The 19,110-nt window shown below is 73.8% G+C and carries 13 protein-coding genes, 3 tRNA genes and 2 pseudogenes; 6 read left to right on the top strand and 12 right to left on the bottom strand.

The window, feature by feature from the left end; all coding sequences use genetic code 11:
• The first annotated feature begins 11 nt into the window (after positions 1 to 11).
• Together QQM67_RS10055 and QQM67_RS10050 are read left to right on the top strand one after the other, a co-directional pair.
• Positions 12 to 85 (top strand) — tRNA-Cys (locus QQM67_RS10055).
• Between the two features lies 1 nt (position 86).
• Positions 87 to 158, top strand: a tRNA-Val gene (locus tag QQM67_RS10050).
• Positions 159 to 270: 112 nt separating this feature from the next.
• Here the strand turns inward: QQM67_RS10050 and QQM67_RS10045 are convergent.
• Positions 271 to 837, bottom strand: coding sequence for a GNAT family N-acetyltransferase (locus tag QQM67_RS10045; protein ID WP_314173756.1), 567 nt, complete (start codon positions 835 to 837; stop codon positions 271 to 273).
• 348 nt (positions 838 to 1,185) lie between these two features.
• Positions 1,186 to 1,524 (bottom strand): annotated as a pseudogene (locus tag QQM67_RS10040) (class I SAM-dependent methyltransferase); the annotation flags it as partial.
• A gap of 1,063 nt (positions 1,525 to 2,587) precedes the next feature.
• Between QQM67_RS10040 and QQM67_RS10035 the strand changes: the two are divergent.
• Positions 2,588 to 2,659, top strand: a tRNA-Val gene (locus tag QQM67_RS10035).
• Between the two features lie 74 nt (positions 2,660 to 2,733).
• Here QQM67_RS10035 and QQM67_RS10030 read toward each other — a convergent pair.
• The 3 genes from QQM67_RS10030 to QQM67_RS10020 form a co-directional block, all read right to left on the bottom strand.
• A complete protein-coding gene (locus QQM67_RS10030; protein WP_314173341.1) occupies positions 2,734 to 3,030 on the bottom strand; it encodes a TFIIB-type zinc ribbon-containing protein in 297 nt (98 codons plus the stop codon).
• A 38-nt stretch (positions 3,031 to 3,068) separates the two neighbouring features.
• Positions 3,069 to 4,163 carry a phosphotransferase gene (locus tag QQM67_RS10025; protein ID WP_399066043.1) on the bottom strand — a complete coding sequence of 365 codons (1,095 nt, stop codon included), beginning with the start codon at positions 4,161 to 4,163 and terminating at the stop codon, positions 3,069 to 3,071.
• Between the two features lie 233 nt (positions 4,164 to 4,396).
• On the bottom strand, positions 4,397 to 4,606 hold the full coding sequence (locus QQM67_RS10020; protein WP_314173340.1) for a hypothetical protein: 210 nt from the start codon (positions 4,604 to 4,606) through the stop codon (positions 4,397 to 4,399).
• Positions 4,607 to 5,352: 746 nt separating this feature from the next.
• On the opposite strand from QQM67_RS10020, the pseudogene QQM67_RS30630 reads away from it, so the two are divergent.
• Positions 5,353 to 6,210: pseudogene (locus QQM67_RS30630) on the top strand (serine/threonine-protein kinase); the annotation flags it as partial.
• A 991-nt stretch (positions 6,211 to 7,201) separates the two neighbouring features.
• On the opposite strand, the gene QQM67_RS10010 reads toward QQM67_RS30630, so the two are convergent.
• The 5 genes from QQM67_RS10010 to QQM67_RS09990 form a co-directional block, all read right to left on the bottom strand.
• Positions 7,202 to 8,008, bottom strand: coding sequence for a TrmH family RNA methyltransferase (locus tag QQM67_RS10010; protein WP_314173337.1), 807 nt, complete (start codon positions 8,006 to 8,008; stop codon positions 7,202 to 7,204).
• A gap of 11 nt (positions 8,009 to 8,019) precedes the next feature.
• Positions 8,020 to 9,288, bottom strand: coding sequence for a uroporphyrinogen-III C-methyltransferase (gene cobA / locus QQM67_RS10005; RefSeq protein ID WP_314173335.1), 1,269 nt, complete (start codon positions 9,286 to 9,288; stop codon positions 8,020 to 8,022).
• A gap of 424 nt (positions 9,289 to 9,712) precedes the next feature.
• The gene (gene cobT / locus QQM67_RS10000; protein ID WP_314173334.1) at positions 9,713 to 13,912 is read right to left on the bottom strand and encodes a nicotinate-nucleotide--dimethylbenzimidazole phosphoribosyltransferase; all 4,200 of its coding nucleotides are present in this window, start codon (positions 13,910 to 13,912) and stop codon (positions 9,713 to 9,715) included.
• A gap of 256 nt (positions 13,913 to 14,168) precedes the next feature.
• Complete coding sequence (gene cbiE / locus QQM67_RS09995; RefSeq protein WP_314173332.1) at positions 14,169 to 15,539, bottom strand: precorrin-6y C5,15-methyltransferase (decarboxylating) subunit CbiE; 1,371 nt, start codon at positions 15,537 to 15,539, stop codon at positions 14,169 to 14,171.
• A gap of 333 nt (positions 15,540 to 15,872) precedes the next feature.
• Positions 15,873 to 16,523, bottom strand: a complete 651-nt coding sequence (locus tag QQM67_RS09990; protein ID WP_314173331.1) for a GNAT family N-acetyltransferase — start codon at positions 16,521 to 16,523, stop codon at positions 15,873 to 15,875.
• Positions 16,524 to 16,987: 464 nt separating this feature from the next.
• Between QQM67_RS09990 and QQM67_RS09985 the strand changes: the two genes are divergently transcribed.
• Positions 16,988 to 17,359, top strand: coding sequence for a hypothetical protein (locus tag QQM67_RS09985; protein WP_314173330.1), 372 nt, complete (start codon positions 16,988 to 16,990; stop codon positions 17,357 to 17,359).
• Between the two features lie 88 nt (positions 17,360 to 17,447).
• The gene (locus QQM67_RS09980; protein ID WP_314173754.1) at positions 17,448 to 17,834 is read left to right on the top strand and encodes a hypothetical protein; all 387 of its coding nucleotides are present in this window, start codon (positions 17,448 to 17,450) and stop codon (positions 17,832 to 17,834) included.
• A 7-nt stretch (positions 17,835 to 17,841) separates the two neighbouring features.
• Here QQM67_RS09980 and QQM67_RS09975 read toward each other — a convergent pair whose 3' ends face one another.
• Positions 17,842 to 18,384, bottom strand: coding sequence for a GNAT family N-acetyltransferase (locus QQM67_RS09975; RefSeq protein ID WP_314173328.1), 543 nt, complete (start codon positions 18,382 to 18,384; stop codon positions 17,842 to 17,844).
• Between the two features lie 118 nt (positions 18,385 to 18,502).
• Complete coding sequence (locus QQM67_RS09970) at positions 18,503 to 19,084, bottom strand: sigma-70 RNA polymerase sigma factor region 4 domain-containing protein (RefSeq protein WP_314173327.1); 582 nt, start codon at positions 19,082 to 19,084, stop codon at positions 18,503 to 18,505.
• Between the last annotated feature and the right edge of the window lie 26 nt (positions 19,085 to 19,110).

The raw sequence follows: 19,110 nt of genomic DNA, 5'->3' as shown, positions 1-19,110 counted from the left end.
GCTCCCGCCTCGGTGGAGTGGCCGAGAGGCGAGGCAACGGCCTGCAAAGCCGTCTACACGGGTTCAAATCCCGTCTCCACCTCCACGGACGATTAGCTCAGCGGGAGAGCGCTTCCCTGACACGGAAGAGGTCACTGGTTCAATCCCAGTATCGTCCACGCAGGCCAGGGGCCGTTTCCCGGTGAGGGAAGCGGCCCCTGGTGCGTTGTGAGTGACCAACTGCGTGAATGCGGGCCGGAGTTGGCGAGCCGGTCGGACGCCGCGGACAGTTCAGCGTTCGGCGGAGCCCGGTGACCGGGTGCCCGCCATCTCGACCGTGAAGGCCCAGCGTTCGTTCCCGCGCCAGGCCCCGTCCAGGAACTGGAAGTGCGGAGAGAAGCCCTCGCGCCGGAAGCCGAGGCGCTCGACCAGCCTGATGGACGGAGCGTTGGCGGGCTGGATGTTGGCTTCCAGCCGGTGCAATCCGAGCTCGCCGAAGGCGAGTTCCATGACGAGCCGCAAGCCCTCGGTCATGTAGCCGCGCCCGGTGGTGGACGCGAAGGCGACGTACCCCAGGGCGCCGCTCTGGATGGTTCCGCGGACGATGTTGTTGATGTTGATCCCGCCGACGATCGCGCCCGTACGGCGCGAACAGACCAGGAACCCTTCGTGGGTTGGCTGGTCGAACCGTGCGATGTACTCACGGAACGCCTCAGGGGTGCTCTCCCGGGACGGGACCCATGGGTGGTGCAGTTCGGCGCTCTCCTGGGTCAGAGCGGCGAGTTCCTCGTAGTCGCGGACGGATACGCGCCGGATGGCCACCCGTGGGCCGTGGGCGAGGAAGCCGTCGTCGGTCATCGTGTGATCGTAGCCACGCGTCTGTACGGCCGTCGCCGCGGCCAGTTGGAAGTGCCAGACGACCACGAGCGGCGTTCCGTCCAGTGCTGCCGCGGTGGCTTCCGGGCATCGGTGCAACAGGTCCCAGGACATGTGCGTCGGCAGCGGGTCGGGGGCGGTACGGGGATCGAGGGAGCGGTGGGGACGGCGGGGTTCCTCGCAACGGCGGACCTGGAATCCGAGCGGGAGGGCGGCCGCCAGGTAGTCGCTGAGCGGCCTGTGGTGCTCCCTGGGCAGCGCGGGGCGGCCGTCGGGGTCCGAGTAGACGGGACGCGGGGCGAGGCAGGACACCAGCAGGTGCGCGTCCGAGACGACGAGGTGCCCGCCGGGGCGCAGTACGCGCGCGAACTCGGCCAGGACCGGGGCGAGTCGGGCCACGTGGGAAAGGGCCAGCGCGCACACGACCGCGTCCACGGAGCTGTCGGGAAGCGGGAGCCGGTGCAGGTCGGCGGTTGCGAAGGCCACCCGTGGCAGGCGGTCACGGGCCCGCGCGAGCATCTCGGGTGACTGGTCGACGCCGACCACGCGGTGGCCCAGACGGTCGAGGTGTGCCGTGTGCCTGCCCGTGCCGCAGGCCGCGTCCAGTGCGTTGCCGACGGGCAGACCGTCGAGGATGCGCCGGACGACGGGCTGTTCGATGTCGATCATCTGGTTGCCGGGGTCGTCGTAGTGCGCTGCCCACGACCGGTACATCTCGCCCGTACTGATAGTGCCGGGAGCCGCCGTCACGGTCTCACCCTGTGCGAGAGCGGGATCGTCCAGAAGTGCGCGGATCTCGCCGACGCGGGCGTCGACGAACGCCTTGTCCGCGCTTCCTTCTCTGAATCCGCGCAGCAGGGCGGCACCCTCGATGCCGAGCAGATAGCCGAGCGCACTGAGATACGTCACTCGCGGACCGTACGAGCGGGCGACTCGGCGCTTCCAGCGGTTTTCGCGGTGTCGGGGAGCTACAGCGGCTCGTGGCGGTGCCACTGGAGGTAGCGGTCCGGGCGGAGGTCCGCGATGCCCCACTCCAGCCTCAGGATGCCCTCGCTCATGGAGCAGGCGTACGCGACGATGACCAGGCTCGTGTCCGGGGGGGATCCGCGCGAGGCCGCGGTGAACCTCGTGGTCCTCGAACTCCTCCAGGCCGAGGTCGAGTTCGCCCTGCATGGGCTCCGGGCCGAACTCGCGTATGAGCTCGGCCCGCAGGCCGTCCTTCTTCTTCAGCCGGGCCGCGGTGACGGGCAGGTTCCTGCTCGCGTACCGGAAGGGATAGATCAGGTGGCCGGCGACGACCATGGCGGTCCGGGCGCGCAGACGGACGGGGGTGGCTTCGGCGAAGTGCTCCAGGCCGGCCGCGAGTTCCTCGAACTGGGCCGCGTACAGCCCGTGTCCGTACGCCTCCAGCGTCTGCGTGTGGACGCCGTCCTGCCCGCTGCGTGCCCTCTCGTGCGCCCGCGTCAGGCTCTTGACGACGGCCGCGGCCAACGGCTCGGCCAGGTCGCCGAAGGTCTCGCGTGCCCAGGGAGCAGCCGAGTCGGTCATCCGATCTCCCATCCGCCGAGGGACAGAGCAGCCCGGACGACCGTGCAGCAGAGGGCCACGTCGCACAAGTGCGCACGGCCGGCGCGGGGAGCGCACACGTGCGGGCCGCGCGCGAGGCGCCCCCGCTCTCCCGCGGATTTGTCTTGCAGGTCAGGGCGTGACAATATCTCTGGCGCAACAGCCCGCGCGGTTAGCTCAGCGGGAGAGCGCTTCCCTGACACGGAAGAGGTCACTGGTTCAATCCCAGTACCGCGCACAGTGAAGGTGCCCCGGCCGGATGACGGCCGGGGCACCTTTTGTGCGTGGCTCAACTCCCGGCGGGAGCAGGGCTCATGACGAGAAGAGCATGTGGCCGAAGCCGCGCTTGTGGCCGTGCCCGTGGTGGCCGTGGTGGCCGTGGTGCGGGGCGCCCCAGGCGGGCGCGGCGGGGTAGGACTGCGGCGCGTGGCCCTGGCCGTACCCGCCGCCCGGAGGCGGGCCGGGCTGCGTCCATTGGGATTCCAGGCGGGTGAGCGCCTCGAGTTCGCCGTAGTCGAGAAAGATTCCCCGGCAGCCGCCGCACTGTTCGATCTGGACGCCGTTGCGGTTGAACGTCTGCATCGGCGCACCGCACTTGGGACACTGCATGGTCGACTTCCTCTCCACGTCGGTGTATTCACCGTCGGCTACTGCGGATCCAGCCTACGGCCCGTCTCCGCACGTTGTCCGGGGTCGGCGGCGACCGCGATGCGCTCGCAGGCCTGCACGCACGCCGTTTCGGTGCCGTCCAGGGGGCGTTGGGCGGCTTGGGCCTTGGCGATTGCCGTCGCCGCCGTCTGGACGGTGAGGGCCCGCGCGGGGGCGTCGAGGTGCGGCCAGGGGTCATGGGAGGCCGTGCCCGTCTCCGTCTGGTAGGCGCCCAGGAAGGCGGACCAGGACGATGAGGGCAGCAGCCCCGCCGCATACCAGGCCGCGGGCCGGGCGAGGTCCCATGCCGGGTCGCCGAGGCCGAGGTCGTCGACGTCGATGAGACGCCAGTCGCCGGTCCCCGGTTCGCTGACCAACTGGCCCAGGTGGAAGTCGCCGTGGCAGAGCGTGCCCGCGCGCGACGGGGGCGGCGGCTCTTCGTTCCTGCACCAGGCGGGCAGCGTCGTCCAGGCGGCCTCGATGCTGCCGGCCGCCGCCGCGAGGTCGGTGCCGGCGGGGCCGCGGCCGACCGCGGCCCGCATCCGCTCCATGGCGCGTACGGCCTTCGCGGGTCCGCGCATCGCGGGGAGCGGACGCGGCAGTTGCACGGACAGCGCCTCTACGGGGACGGAGTGCAGACGGGCGAGCAGCGTGCCCGCCGCCTCCCACGGGGCGGATTCGGGAGCCTCCGGGTCGACGGGCTCGCCGCGCGGCCAGAGCGTGACCCGCCGGCCGCCCTCCACGTACGGGGCGGCGTCGAGCGACTGCCTCGCGGGGACTCCGCGCGGCGTCAGCGGTGCCAGCATGATGCGGCCGAGGCGGGGGTGCGCGGCGACGCACAGCCGTACGGTCAGTTCGCCCGCGTCGGTCCGCGAGGCGGGCGGGTGTGCCTTGACGACGATGTCCCCGAAGGCGACGACGGTGGCGTCGGGACGCTCGGCGAGCACGGCCGGAGCCGCTTCCCAAGGACCCCGAACGGGACGGCGATCGGGACCTGACTCGGGAGCCGTACCGGTGCGGGTGCGCTGCGCGGCCGTCTCGCGCGCGAGCGCGCACAGCCGGTCGGTGAGCGTGAGCGTCGGCGTCGTCGGCACTGCCACCCCCTGTGACCGGTACGGCCGCTTCGCGGCTGCGGACGGCCGTGGCCCGCTGTGTGATCGTACGCGGAGCGGTCCGCGCAAGACCCGGCTGTGAGTCCCTCATACGTGAGGTCCGGGCAGCTCCCCAGCTGCCCGGACCTCAATGCCGTCCGTCGCACCCCCGTCCCCACGGGGCTGATGGCCGGGTAATCCCCGACTCGGGCCGCTCTCCCGAGCCTGGTGCACCTTCAGTGCCCCAGCATCCCGGCCACGGACGACGCCTGTGCGACCACCGCCTGCACCGCCCCGAAGGCGATGGCGAGGATGATGGCCAAGGGCAGCACCATGGCTGCCGCCACCAGCGGATGCCGCCGGTCGCTGCCACGGGAGCCGACGCCGGCGAGCGCCGTCAACCGTCCGCGCGCTCTGCGTGCCGCGCGCGCTGCCGTGTGCGCCATGGTCCGCTCCTGTCGTTTCCCGGGGCGGCGGGCGACTGACCTCGGGGGACGAGTGCTTCGCCCGCCGCTTGCAAGAAGACTAGGCGCGGGGCTGCGGCGGGGCGTCATGCCCGCGTATCGACTGCGGGGCCTCCCGCAGGATGACAGCGGGGCCCGCCGGATACTCCCCAGGGTGGAGGCGTACGCCGCCGGTCCGAGGGTCTTCCCTGAGGGGTACGTGCGCTGGGACGCGGCAGGCCCGGCGGTACGGGGCGGTGCGGGGACGGGCGGTTCTCCGCCGCGGGGCGCACGCCGTCATCGAGACGGTGCGGCCACGCGTACGAGTGGAGGCCCCAGGGTGACAGGAAAAGGTGACGTGAACAGGTGACATAGCTCACCACGCGCACTGCGGGCCGGGGCGCTTCCGGCCCGTCAACTCCCGCCGCCGGGCCGGGCGTACGCGGCGGGCGGGCGCCCCGGGAGAGGTGCCACGCGGGCGACCGGGCGGTCTGCACCCCGTCAAATCGCGTACCCGGGTGGGCCGTTGGTGTGCTCTGGGGGGGCTCCGTCCGGGCGGTGCACGTGAGTTGGGCACGGGACGGCGTCCCGATCCGGGGCGTGCATCGCGTGCGGCGGCGCGTGCGCGGCCTGTCGTCGCCGCACGGGAGCAGTCCGTAAGCTGTGCCTCGTCAGACGGACGCGCTAGGAAACGATCAGGGGCACCCGGTGACCGAGGGCGGGCCCACCACCTCAGGCAGGGGAACGACATGGCGATGATGCGGCTCCGACGCGAGGATCCGCGAGTCGTCGGCTCGTTCAGGCTGCACAGACGGCTGGGCGCCGGCGGGATGGGCGTGGTCTATCTCGGCTCGGACCGGCGCGGGCAGCGGGTCGCGCTGAAGGTGATCCGTCCGGATCTCGCCGAGGACAAGGAGTTCCGCTCGCGCTTCGCCCGCGAGGTGTCGGCCGCGCGCCGCATCCGCGGCGGCTGTACGGCACGGCTGGTCGCGGCGGATCTGGAGGCGGACCGTCCGTGGTTCGCGACGCAGTACGTGCCGGGCCCGGCGCTGCACGACAAGGTGACCGAGTCCGGCCCCCTTCCGGCCAGCCAAGTGGCGTCCATCGGGGCGGCGTTGGCGGAGGGGCTGGTCGCCGTGCACGAGGCCGGTGTCGTACACCGCGATCTCAAGCCGTCGAACATCCTGCTGTCCCCCAAGGGGCCGCGCATCATCGACTTCGGCATCGCGTGGGCGACGGGTGCGAGCACGCTGACGCATGTGGGCACGGCCGTGGGCTCGCCCGGGTTCCTCGCGCCCGAGCAGGTGCGGGGCGCGCTGGTCACGCCCGCGACCGATGTGTTCGCCCTGGGGGCGACGCTGGCGTACGCGGCGACCGCCGACTCCCCCTTCGGGCAGGGCAGTTCGGAAGTGATGCTCTACCGGGTGGTGCACGAGGAGCCGCAGCTGGAGAGTGTGCACGCCTCGCTCGCTCCGCTCATCCACGCGTGTCTGGTGAAGACCCCCGAGGAGCGTCCCAGCCCGCTCCAGCTCTCGCTCCGGCTGAAGGAGATCGCGGCGCGGGAGGCGCGCGGCCTGTCCGAACAGCCGGGCGGCGGCTCGGCCGGAGCGGACGCGGCGAGCCGCAACGGCCCCGCCAACGGCTCGCACGGGCCGCACCCGCACGGATCGCACGGATCACATGGCTCGTACGGTTCGCCGGCGCCGGACGGGCCTGGCGTTGCGGGTTCCCCGGGGAGTCCGGGTACCAGGGGCAACGGCGGCGGACCGGCCACCGGCAGCGGACCCGCGGGCGGCGCTCGCCCCCCGGCGTCCCGGGCCGGCGGCGCGGGAACCGGCAACGGCTCCAACAGGACGTCCTCGTCCGGGGGTTCGGCGAGCGGGCCGGGCGGCCGCGGAGGCGCCGTGCCGAGGTCGAGGCCGCCGGGCGACCGCGCCCGCGTGCGCCGCTCCGAGGAGCGCGGACGGCAGCGTGCCGAGGCGTCCCGCAAGGAGCGGCACCGCGACCATCACCGCGACCACGGCACGTCGGGCGCCTCGCGTGCGACGGGTGCCACGGGCGGTTCCGCGTCCGGTGCCGGTGGCCACGCGGGATCGTCCCGCGCGTCCACGCCCCGTGCCGGCGACCGCGCCGCCGGGGCCGGTACGGGAAGCCGCGCCCCTTCGCGTACTGCCACGCGCGCGGGCGGCAACGGAGCCGCCGGGCCGCGTGGCGGACAGGCGCGGCGGCCCGGCACGGGAGGCCGCGATCAGGGCCAGGGCTCCGCGCGGCGCGTGGCGGACCGGAGGCTGCTGCGGCAGCGGCTCGTGGTGTTCGTGACGGTGACCCTGCTCGTGGCGCTGGGGATCGCGGCGGCTCAGGGCTGTCAGGGACCGGCGCGCGGCCTCGGCGACGGCCGGGGTCCCGAGCGTCCGGCGCCCACGGCCCCGGCTCACGGAACCCCTGCTCACGGGACGTCAGATCACGCGGCGCACGCGTCGGCGGACACCGGCACGCGGGAGGCACCGGACGCGGCCATGGTGCGGCCGCACCACCTCTGAGCCGCCTCAGCTCTGAGCCACACCACCTCTGACCGCACCGCCCGAGAGCCGAGGCGCCTCACGTCCTCGTCACCGCGTAGAAGGCGACCGCGGCGGCGGCACCGACGTTGAGCGAGTCCACGCCGTGAGCCATCGGGATGCGTACGCGTTCGTCGGCGGCGCGCATGGCCCGTATCGACAACCCGCCGCCCTCGGCGCCGAGCAGCAGCGCCACCCGCGGCAGCCGGTCCGCCCCCGACTCGTCGAGCGGGACGGCGTTCGCGTCCGGGGTGAGCGCCATCAGCCGGAAGCCGGCGTCGCGCACGGACTCCAGGTCGTGCGGCCAGGCTGCGAGCCGTGCGTACGGCACGGAGAAGACCGCGCCCATCGACACCTTTACGGACCGCCGGTAGAGCGGATCCGCGCAGGACGGCGAGAGCAGCACTCCGTCCATGCCGAGGGCGGCGGCGCTGCGGAATATCGCCCCGATGTTGGTGTGGTCGTTGACCGCCTCCATGATCACCACCCGTCTCGACGCCGACAGCAGCGTGGCGGGTGCGGGCAGGGGGGTGCGTCCCATGGAGGCGAGCGCACCACGGTGCACGTGGTAGCCGGTGACCTGCTCGGCGAGTGCGGGGCTGATCACGTATGCGGGGGCGTGCGCCTCGTCGATCACGTCCCGCATGACGGGGACCCACTTCTCCGAGAGCAGCATCGAGCGCATCGGGTAACCGGCTTGCAGGGCACGGCGGATGACCTTCTCGCCCTCCGCGATGAAGAGGCCCTCGGCGGGCTCGCGCCGGCGGCGGAGCTCGACGTCGGTGAGCCCCGTGAAGTCGGACAGCCGGGGGTCGGCGGGATCGTCGACGGGGATGATTCCGGTCACGGTCGTTCTCGTCAGCCTCGGTCCCGGGTTCCCACGGACACCACGTCCCCGACGACGATGACCGCCGGGGGCCGTACGCCCTCCTCCGCGGCCCGTTCCGCGACCGTCGCGAGGGTGGCGTCGACGCGCCGCTCCCCCGCCGTCGTTCCCTCCTGCACGACGGCGACGGGCGTGGCCGCGTCCCTGCCGTGGCGCACCAGGGTCTCCGCGATGGCGCCGATGCGTTCCACCGCCATGAGCAGGACGAGCGTGCCGCGCAGCCGGGCGAGCGCCGGCCAGTCCACGAGGGACCGCGGGTCGTCGGGGGCGACGTGGCCGCTGACGACGGTGAACTCGTGCGCGACGCCGCGGTGGGTGACGGGGATGCCGACGGCGCCCGGAACGCTGATCGCGCTGGTGATGCCCGGCACGACGGTGACCGGGACCCCGGCCTCGGCGAGCTGCTCCACCTCCTCCATGCCGCGGCCGAAGACGAACGGGTCGCCGCCCTTGAGACGTACGACGGACCTGCCGGCCTTGGCGTGCTCGACGAGCGCGTCGTTGATGGCCTCCTGCGCCATGGCCCGCCCGTACGGGATCTTCGCCGCGTCGATCACCTCGACGTGCGGGGGCAGTTCGGCCAGCAGGTCACGGGGGCCCAGGCGGTCGGCGACGACGACGTCCGCCTCGGCGAGCAGCCTGCGCCCGCGCACCGTGATCAGGTCGGGGTCGCCGGGGCCGCCGCCGACGAGGGCGACTCCCCCGGTGCGTCCGCGGTGCCGGGGCGCGGTGAGCGTGCCGTCGTGCAGCCCTTCGACGACGGCGTCGCGGACGGCGGCGGAGCGGCGCGGGTCGCGCCCGGTGAGCACGGCGACGGTGACGCCCTCGCTCTGCCCGGTCGCGGGCGTCCAGGCGGTCGCGGCCGAGGCGTCGTCGCTGCGCACGCACCACACGCGGCGGGATTCCGCCTCGGCGGACGCGGCCCGGTTGGTCGCCGGGTCGTCGGTCGCGATCAGCGCGTACCAGGCGCCGTCCAGATCTCCGTCTGCGTACGGACGGCGCTGCCACGTCAGTTCGCCCGCATCGGCCATGGCCTCGACGGACGCGGTGACGGCGGGGGCGATCAGCAGCACGTCCGCGCCCGCGGCGAGCAGCGCGGGCAGTCGCCGCTGGGCGACGCTCCCGCCGCCGACGACCACGACCCGGCGCCCGGCGAGGCGGAGACCCACGGGGTAGGCGGGGTGGTCGGTCCCGGCATCGGACCGGGAACCGGACCCGGTCACGGACTCGGAATCGGACATGCGGGTGCGGCTCCTTGCTTGCGGGAACGGGCCGCTGCGGCGCTGGAGCGGCGGAAATCATGCGTGGGGACGTCGCTTGCAAACTCGCGTACAGCCTATGGCGCGGCGGGTGGCGCCGCTGTTCCGCGGATCACTGCGGACGGGGTTGTGCTGAGCCGGGCTGACCTGCGAGGCCGGAGCCGGGTCCGGGCCGTGGGCCCGGGAGTTCGGGGTTCGGGTTGCGTGCGGGTGCTGCATGCACCGGCTCGGTGCATCTGCTCCGTGGATCAGTCCGTACGTCGGGCGTCCGTACGCGGCCTTGCGCGCACGCCCCTCGCCGGGCGAACGCGGGCGGTCGGCTGTGGGCCGACCGCCCGACGCGGATCTTCCGGTACGACTGGATCTGCTGGTTCGGCTGATTCTGCTGGTTGACCGGCCTGTCGGTTCAGCCCTTCCCCGTGACTCCCGCCGAGTCGAACGTCGCGACCTCGTGCATGGCGCGCGCCGCGCTCTGCACCAGCGGGAGCGACAGCAGCGCGCCCGTGCCCTCGCCGAGCCGCAGGTCCAGGTCGACCAGCGGGCGCAGCCCGAGCTTCGTGAGAGCCGCCACGTGCCCGGGCTCGGAGCTGCGGTGCCCCGCGATGCAGGCCGCCAGCGCCTCCGGGGCGACGCAGCGAGCGACCAGGGCGGCGGCCCCCGCGCTGACGCCGTCGAGGATCACCGGCGTACGAAGGGAGGCGCCGCCGAGGATCAGTCCGACCAGCGCCGCGTGTTCGAGGCCGCCGACCGCGGCCAGCATGCCCAGCGGGTCCTCCGGATCGGGCTGGTGCACTTCGAGGGCGCGCCGCACGACGTCGACCTTGCGGGCGTGCGTCTCGTCGTTGATGCCCGTGCCGCGGCCGGTCACCTCGGACGGGTCCGCTCCGGTACAGGCCGCGACGAGCACGGCCGAGGCCGTGGTGTTGGCGATGCCCATCTCGCCCGTGAGCAGCGCCTTGTTGCCCGCCGCGACGAGGTCGCGCGCCGTCTCGATGCCCACCTCGACGGCCCGCAGGGCCTCCTCACGGGTCATCGCCGGGCCCTGTGTCATGTCGGCGGTGCCCGCCCGCACCTTGCGTGGCAACAGGCCGGGTGTGGACGGGAGTTCGGTCGCCACCCCCACGTCGATGACACACACCTCGGCGCCGACCTGGTTCGCGAACGCGTTGCAGACGGCGCCGCCGCCGAGGAAGTTGGCGACCATCTGGGCCGTCACCTCCTGCGGCCACGGGGTGACGCCCTGGGCGTGCACGCCGTGGTCCCCCGCGAAGATCGCGACGGCTGCGGGCTCCGGCAGCGGCGGCGGGCACTTGCGTGAGAGCCCGCACAGCTGCGCCGAGATGATCTCCAGCATGCCGAGCGCACCGGCCGGCTTGGTCATGCGCTTCTGCCGTTCCCACGCCTCGCCGAGCGCCTTCGCGTCCAGGGGACGGATGGCGGCGACGGTGTCGGAGAGCAGGTCCTGCGGCTCCGCACCGGGCAGCACACGGCGTCCGTACGACTCCTCGTGCACGACCCAGGAGAGCGGACGGCGCTTGGACCAGCCCGCCTGGGCCAGCTCCGGCTCCGGCGGGAACTCGTCGACGTAGCCGACGCACAGGTAGGCCACGACCTCCAGATGCTCCGGCAGCTCCAGCGCGCGCACCATCTCACGCTCGTCGAAAAAGCTGACCCAGCCGACGCCCAGCCCTTCTGCGCGGGCGGCCAGCCACAGGTTCTCCACCGCGAGCGCCGAGGAGTACGGCGCCATCTGCGGCTGCGTGTGACGGCCGAGGGTGTGGCGGCCGCCGCGGGTCGGGTCGGCGGTGACGACGATGTTGACGGGGGTGTCGAGGATCGCCTCGATCTTCAGTTCCTTGAACTGCTTCGCGCGGCCCTTCGGCAGGGACTCGGCGTAGGCGTGGCGCTGCTGCTCGGCGAGTTCGTGCATGGCGCGCCGGGTCTCCTCGGAGCGGATCACGACGAAGTCCCAGGGCTGCGAGTGGCCGACGCTGGGCGCCGTGTGGGCCGCTTCGAGGACGCGCAGCAGCACGTCGTGCGGGATGGGGTCGGGGCGGAAGCCGTTGCGGATGTCGCGGCGCTCGCGCATCAGACGGTGTACGGCTTCGCGCTCGTCGTCGGCGTAGCCGGGGGCCGGGGGGCCGGTCGGCGCGGGCCGGGCAGGAGTGACCGCCGCTCCGGCCTCGGCCTCGGACTCGGACTCGGTCTCGGTTCCGGCCTCGGACTCGGACTCGGTCTCGGTTCCGGCCTCGGACTCAGGCTCGGTCTCGGTTCCGGCCCCGGACTCAGGCTCGGTCTCGGTTCCGGCCCCGGTGTCGGTCGGGGTCACCGGCCCGGCCCCGGCCACGGGACCGGTCGCGCTGTCGCCTCCGGGCCCGGGCTCGGCGTCCGCTCCGGCGACTTCGGAGACCGCCCCGGGCTCCTGGTCCGGCTCCGTCACGGCTTCCGGAGCGGCCTCCGGGCCTGTCTCCGCGCCTGTCTCCGCTGCGCTCACCTGGTCAGCCTCCGCTCCCGTCTCGGCCGCCGGGGACGAAGCCGCGGGGTCCGCGGCTTCTCCGGCGCTCTCGCCGTCGGTCGGCGAGGCCGTGGGCGCCTGGCCGTCATCGCTTATCTGAGCGGCGGGCATCGGCAGCGCCGCACCCTCCGCCGTCGGCGCCTCCGTCGCGGGCGCCTCCGCCGCCGGACCTCCGGCGTCCGGGGCCGGAGCCGGAGCCGGAACGGCCTCGGCGGCGCTGGAATCCGGCTGCCCCGGCGGGACTTCGGCCTCCGGTCGGGCGTGCTGCCCCTGCCTCGGCACCGTCGCTCCCGCGTCGGACTGCGCGGCCTCCGGGGCCGCCGTCGCATCCGGCTGTGCCGCATCCGCCTGTACGGCGACCGGGTCTTGGGCGGCCTGACCGGGCTCCGCCTGATGCTCGTGCGCGGCGGGCGTCTCGATATGCCTGCTCTGCTGAGCGGGGATTCCCGCGGTGCTTGCGGTGCTTGCGGCGCTTCCGGCGCTTCCGGCCTGCCCGGCGGCACCGGCTTCTCCCGCCTGCTGCTGAGCCGGGATCCTCGCCTCGTCCGCCGCCGGGGCGGTGCCCTCCGCCTCCGGTACGCCCTGCTGCGCGGACGCCGCTGCGCCGTCGCCCTCCTCCGGCCCGGAAGTGCCTTGCTGCCGGGGCTCGATGGCCTCGACCGCCGTCGAACCGGGAGAGGAGACCCAGGTGTTGCCGGTGCCCGTGCTCTCGTTGCTGCTCTCGGGCTTCGCGCGCCGGCGACGCCCCCTCCGGCCGCCGGGCCGGGGCGCGGGCGCCTGCTCGTCCTGTGCACCGGCCGCCGGGGCCGGGCTCGCATCCGCGGAGTCCTCTGCCTGCTGCGCGGTGGCACCGGGCATGCCGGACGCGGCCTGCTCGTCCACTGGGACGTGCTGTGGTGCGTTCTCCGGGGCGCCCGCGGGCAGTTGGGCACCCGCGTAGGCCATGACCTGCTGTTCCTGCTGCGCCTGCTGTGCCTCCGGCGAATCCGGCGACCCCTGAGCCTGCGGAACCGCCTCCTGCCCGGCGACCGGAGCCTGGCCGTCCACCGTCCACATCTCGTCCTGCGGCGGCAGCGCCCCGAGTTGGGGGCCGGGCAGCATCTCGGCGGCCTGCTGCGCGCCGTCCAGGTACTCGGGGCTCCCGGCCGCTCCGGTCGCGTCCTGCTGCGCGACGTCGCCGTCCGCAGGCGTGAACTCGCCCTGCTGCGCGGTGTCTTCGGCCTGCTGCGTCGACGGCTGCGATTGAGCCTGGGGCTGGGGCTCGGGCTGGGGTTGTGCCTGCGGCTGAGGTTGGGGCTGCGCGGCGTCGTGCTGCGGCTGTGCCTGCCCCTGCGCGGCGGTTTCCGGTGCCTGTGCCCGTACGGACGCCGCACCCGAAGTGCCGCCGGTGGCCGCACCCTTCGAGCCCCGGCCCGGCCTGCCGCCGATCCCGCGGTCGGAGAGCGGACGCACCGCTCCGGACTGTTCGGGCTCGGGCGGGCCCAGGTGCAGCGGCCGCCGGGGAGGCGTCCGGTCGCGCGGCGTTCCCTTGGGGGGCGTCTGCTGGGCTGCCTCAGGGAACGCCGCACGGACCGCGCCGGTGTCGATGGCGCCGGAATCGCGTCCGTCCATCTCGTGCGGACCGGGCACATGGGCGGGGGCCGGTGCGGGCGCGAACTGCTCGGCTCCGGGCACTGCTTGAGCGTCCTCGGGTACGGACACCGGCTGGGGCTGCGGCTGGGGCTGTGGCTGCTGCGCCTGACCGCCGTACTGGTCCATGTGTCCGTTGGGGTTCTCCTGCACGTACGCATCCTGCTGCACGTACGAGTCCTGCGGCATGTAGTGCGCCTGCTGTCCGTACGCGGCGTACTGCACGGCGTACGGATCATGCTGGGCCGGGAGTTGCTCGTTCCACGCGCCCTGCGGCGCACCCGGCAGCAGCAGCTCCGGGTCGGTGGGCATCGCCCCGGGAGCCTGTACGTCGCCGAGGGCGTCGCCCGGTCCCGCGTAGGGGTAGGGACCGTTCACCGCGAAGTCCGGCTGCTGGCCGTCCGACTGCCCGCCTGCATTCTCCGGCTGCCCCTCACCCGGGATCCGGCCGGTGTCAGTCATGCGTACCCCTCGCCCATCGGTAGTGCTTCTCCAAGCCCCTGCGGACAGCCGCCGGGCCCCGTAGATGGAGAACGAGCGCGCACACCGTGCGGCACGTTCTCCTCCCACGCGCCATCCGGACATTGACGGACGAAGCGTCAACACCGCATGGCGGCACAACGATCCGTCAGCCTACCGGTGGCGGAGCCGGACGCCGTCCACGGCAGGGTGAGAAACAGCACTTCGTCGTGGTTCGTCACGGGGTGGGCACGGAGGTTCAGGTCCGGACACCGGAAAGCAGGAAAACGACAGCTCGTTCACTTTCCACCCACTCCGTGGTGTCCAGCTCCACGGACTGAAGCAGGGCGCACTCCACGGCGTATCCGCCCTCGGCGAGCGCCCTTCCGATCGCCTCCGCCTCGTCCCGCGTCGCGGCGTGGGTGACGATGCGACCGGGGCGCCTGTCGACGACCGCCGTGACGGTGGGAACGCCTCCGCCGCCCACGCGCACCACGTCCGGCTCCGGCAGATCCTCCAGGACCTGCGGTGCCGTGCCGTGCACGGTCTCCAGCTGTACGCCGAACCGCCGGGCCGCCGCCGCGATGCGCACGCAGGCGGCCGCGTCGCGGTCCACGGCGATGACGGCGGCGCCGAAACGTGCCGCCTCGACGGCGAGGGCGCCGCTGCCGGCGCCGATGTCCCACACGAGGTCCCCGATGCGCGGCCCGAGCCGGGCGAGTTGGCCGGCGCGCAGCTGCCGCGACTCGCTCGCGCGCACCGCCGGGGCTGCGGCGCGCTCCCGCATGCCCCCGCCGGGTCCTTCCCCGACGGGCAGGCCGCCGGGTCTTCCCCACTCGCCCGCGTCGGCTCCGTCGCCGTCCGCGTAGTGGCTCGGCGGGAGCGCCCAACCGCGCACGGCGGGCGGATAGTCCGGGCCGTGGGCGGCGAGCCATCCGCTGCCGTGTCCACCGGGTGCGGGCCCGGGCCCCTGCCCCGCGCCGCGTCCGCTCCCCGCTTCGCCGGGCCGGGGAACGACCGGCCCCGTCGAACCGCCCGCCACGATCACCACGTTCGGGTCGCGCCACGTGTGGTCGGCGACCTTGTCCGATGTGAGGACGGTCACCTCCTCCTGCTCGGTGCCCATCGCCTCGCAGATGACGAACGTGCGGTGCACCGTGCCCAGCAGCAGCGCGAGTTCCGCCGGCCCGGCGCCCGGCGAGGTGAGCACTCCGACCTTGGTGTGAGCACGGCAGACGTTGACCGCGTGGCGGAGCGTGCGGGAGTTGGCGACCACCAACTGCGCGTCGTCCCACGGCATTCCGGCGCGGGCGAAGGCGGCGGCCATCGCGGATACGGCGGGGACGACCTCGACCTCCAGACCGTGTTCCGGGGCGCGCAGCGTACGTACGACGCCGAAGAAACCGGGGTCGCCGTCCGCGAAGACGACGGCGGTGCCGCGGTGGCGGGCTATGCGGCTCGCCGCGAGCGACACGCTGCCCAGCCTGATCTGCTCGGCGTGCTGCGGGACTTCGGGCTGCTGGAGATGGTGCGCGGCTCCGGCGACGAGCGTGGCCGCGCCGAGAGCGGAGCGGGCGGCGCCTGACAAGGGCGAACCGTCCCACCCGATCACGGTGACGCGGTCGGCCATCGGTGCGTGTCTCCTGGGCTCGTCTGTGCTCGTCGCAGGGGCTCGGGGCTCGTCGAGCCTACCTCCGCAGCGGCGGACGCCGGAGGTCGGGTACCGCAGACGTTCCGGATATGCGGGCCTACGGCGGGATTTGCGCCGCGCGGCAGCCGGGCGTGGCTGCGCACCGCCGCGGTCATGCTGCGCACCGCGCGCACCGCGAAGTCGAGGGCGGGCGTGAGGCGTTCGGCGTTCGCGTTCGGCACGCCGGCGGCAGCGGGTGGCGTACGAGGAGGCCACGTACGGGATTTACGGCGTGCTGCGCGCACGCGCCGGGGCGGCGGGAGGCGCCGAGCCCTACCGCGGCGAGTGCAGCCAGTCCGGGTACGGGGCGTAGCCCCCGGCGTCGGCGAGCTGTTCCGGGATGCCGTCGAGGTCCTCCGGCAGCAGGCTCCACACGAGCAGATCGGTGCGGATCTCGGCCCAGCCGCCGTCCTCGGTGCGGGTGCGCGCTATCCAGGCGTTGCGCAGCACCCCCTCGCTGATGCAGCCGAGCTTCTGCGCGACCTGCTGTGCGGCGGTGTTGTCCGCGGCGGTGCGCAGCTCCAGACGCTCGAACTTCTGGTCCTGGAAGAGCCATTGGGCCACGGCGAGCACCGACTCGGAGGCGTAGCCCTCGCCGCGTGCCCACGGTGCCGTGACGTAACCGACCTCGGCACCGAGGATCCGCCAGTCGGTGTGGTCCAGCTTGACCAGGCCGACCAGGCGCTGCGTGAGGAACTCGGCGACGGCGAAGACGATGCCCTCGCCCTCGGTGCGCACGGCCGGGGCGCGGCGCAGGATGAACTCGCGCGCGTCGGCGTCGCGGTAGGGAACCGGCACGGTGGTCCAGGCCGCCACGAGTTCGTCGCGCATCATCTCGGTGAGCGAGGGCACGTCGGCTTCCTCGAACGGGCGCAGCACGAGTCGGTCCGTGCTGATCGAGACGTCCGGAAAGGTCGAAGTCATGTGCCGCTCCATACGGTTCGAGGGGCTGGGGGTGTCGCTCCCCCAGAAGACCACCGCGGGGTCTGCCGGCCGTGCTGGGAGGACCGCCGGCAGGGGGCCCTGGGTGCACCAGACGATTGCCGCAGTGCACAGCATGCAGCATCGGACGCGCTGTGCGCAGTGCCAGAGCCCCCTTCGCAGGCGGGACGCGGCGCGGCTTGCCGACTTGTCGATACGGGGACCTTCCCCGGCTCCCGCCACGCGGTTCCGCGCACGGTTCCGGTACGGCTCAGGCACAGGCGCAGGCACGCGTCCCGGCACGGCCCCCGTACGGGTCCCGGCGCAGGCGCTCGTGCCATGGCCGTGCCCGCGTGTGCCCGCGCCGTCACCGGGCGTCGCGGTCGCGAACTCCCCTCGCCCCGCTCCGGACCGCCCGCCCGGTCCCGGGCGCGGCCGCCTCCGGGCCCCCTCCTAGACTTCGCAGCGTGTTCACCCCGCTCACCGTCGCCCTCGCCGTGGCCGCGCTCGCCCTGGCGGTGTGGTGCGGCTGGGCTGCCTACCGCGATCAGCCCACCAAGGACTGGCACTTCATCGGCATGGCCGTGGTCTCGCTGCTCGCCCTCGCGCAGCTCGTCGTCGGCATCGTGCGCCTGACCGGCGGCGGCGAGCCCGCTGAGGGGACCGTGATCTTCGTCGCGTATCTGGCCGCCGTCGCCGCCTGCGTGCCGGTCGTGGGGCTGATCTCGCTGACGGAGCGGACCCGCTGGGGGTCGCTCACCGTCGCCGCGGGCGCAGTGGTGCTCGCCGTGCTCCAGGCGCGGCTGCACGAGATCTGGGGAGGCGGCCGTGGCGCCTGAAGCACCGCGCCCCGCGCCGGAGAGCCCGGAGGACGGACCGCGCCCCACGGCCGCGCCACCTGCGGAAGCTCCGGCGCGCCGAGCCGGCATCGGCAAGGGCCCGGGCACGCTGCTCGTCACGCTCTACGGGATCTTCACCGTGGGTGCCGCGTCCCGCTCCATCGTCCAGCTGACGACGCGCTTCGACGAGGCGCCCCTGGCCTATCTGCTCTCGGCCGTCGCGGCGCTCGTCTACGCGTTCATCACGCTGTCTCTCGTACGGGGAGGCGAGCGGGCCCGACGGGCCGCCTTCGCGTGCTGCTGCGTGGAGCTGCTGGGGGTGCTGACGGTGGGCACCTGGACGCTTGCCGAGCCGTCGGCCTTCCCGGACGCGACAGTGTGGTCGGACTACGGCATGGGCTATCTCTTCATTCCGGTCGTCCTGCCGGTGACGGGGCTGCTGTGGCTGCGCCGTTCCCGGGCCGACGCGAGCTGAGCCTCTGTCAGGCGCTCGCTCCGAGCGCGGCTGAACCGCCCGCTCCACGGGCCTTCGCCCCGGCCGCGGCACCCGAGGCGTCCTTCGTCATCGACGTCAGCCGCACCTTGCGGTCCCTGTCGGTGCTGCCCGTCGTCGTGTAGCCGTACTTCCGGTACAACCGCAGATTCCCCTCGCTGCGGTGCCCGGTGACGAGGTGGTAGCGCTTGGCGTCGCGCTCCGCCGCGAGCCGGTCCTCGATGGCGGCGAGGAGCCGCCCGCCGAGGCCGTGCCGCTGGAGCCGGGGGTGCACGCAGAGCCTGTCGATGCGGGCGGTGCCGTCGGCGTCGACCGCTCCCCGCACGGAGCCGACGACTTCGTCGCCGAGGCGGGCCACCAGCACGCAACCCGCGGCCATTTCGGCCCGCAGCCCCTCCAGGGTCTGGGTCAGGGGAGCGATGGCGTAGTCGCCGTACGCCTCGGCCTCGCTCTGGAAGCACAGGTACTGGAGCTTGAGGATTTGCTCGGCGTCGCCTTCGACCGCCGCAGAGATGGTCACGCTCATACCCATGTGCGCCTGCCTCCCCTTGTCATGGTGCGTCCGGGCACGGGCCGGTCGAACGAGGGTGGCCCTGCCCGGATTGTCTGCCCTGGTGACGCCGATTGCTTCCCGCAGCATTCCCCCAAGTTCACGTGCCGCAATCCGACGCCGTGAGCATTCTGCGCAGGCAACCCAGACATCGGGAACGAACCGGGCCCACGCTCCCCTGTGACATTCCCAACTCACCTGCGATCTCCGGGTAGGTGAGGTCCCTTCCGGAGAAGAGTGCGCGCATCAGCGCCGGGCACGGCTCGGGAAGCCTGGCGACCGCCGCCCCGAGAAGGCGCCGCTGCTCGGCGGCGAGGACGGTGACGTCGGCGCCCCCGGTGCCCGCGAGGCCGCCGTCCGGCAGCGGGATCTCCCGGCTGCTGCGGCGGCGGGCCCTGCGTGCCTCCGCCCGTACGGCGCCGCGCAGCCAGCGAGGCGACGGTCCGGCGGCACCGAGCGCGTCGCCCGCGGCACTGACGGCGGGGCGGCTCCGTGTCCCCCGCGCCGGCTCTCTGCCGCGGGCCTCCAGCCAGCGCAGCCACACGGCCTGCTGGAGTTCCTCCGGGTCCGTACCGGCCGCGGCCGCCTCCGCGTCGCACTCCGCGGCGACGAGGCGGCGCAGCGGGCCGGGCGGCGGCGCGGCGGGTGCGCCCGCGCCGTAACGGTCAGTGCGGTGGTCCATGCCCGTCGCAACGCCCGGGCGGCGGG

The sequence above is a fragment of the Streptomyces winkii genome, assembly GCF_032248595.1.
Lineage (GTDB): Bacteria > Actinomycetota > Actinomycetes > Streptomycetales > Streptomycetaceae > Streptomyces > Streptomyces winkii.
This window is presented reverse-complemented; position numbering and strand designations above follow the sequence as displayed.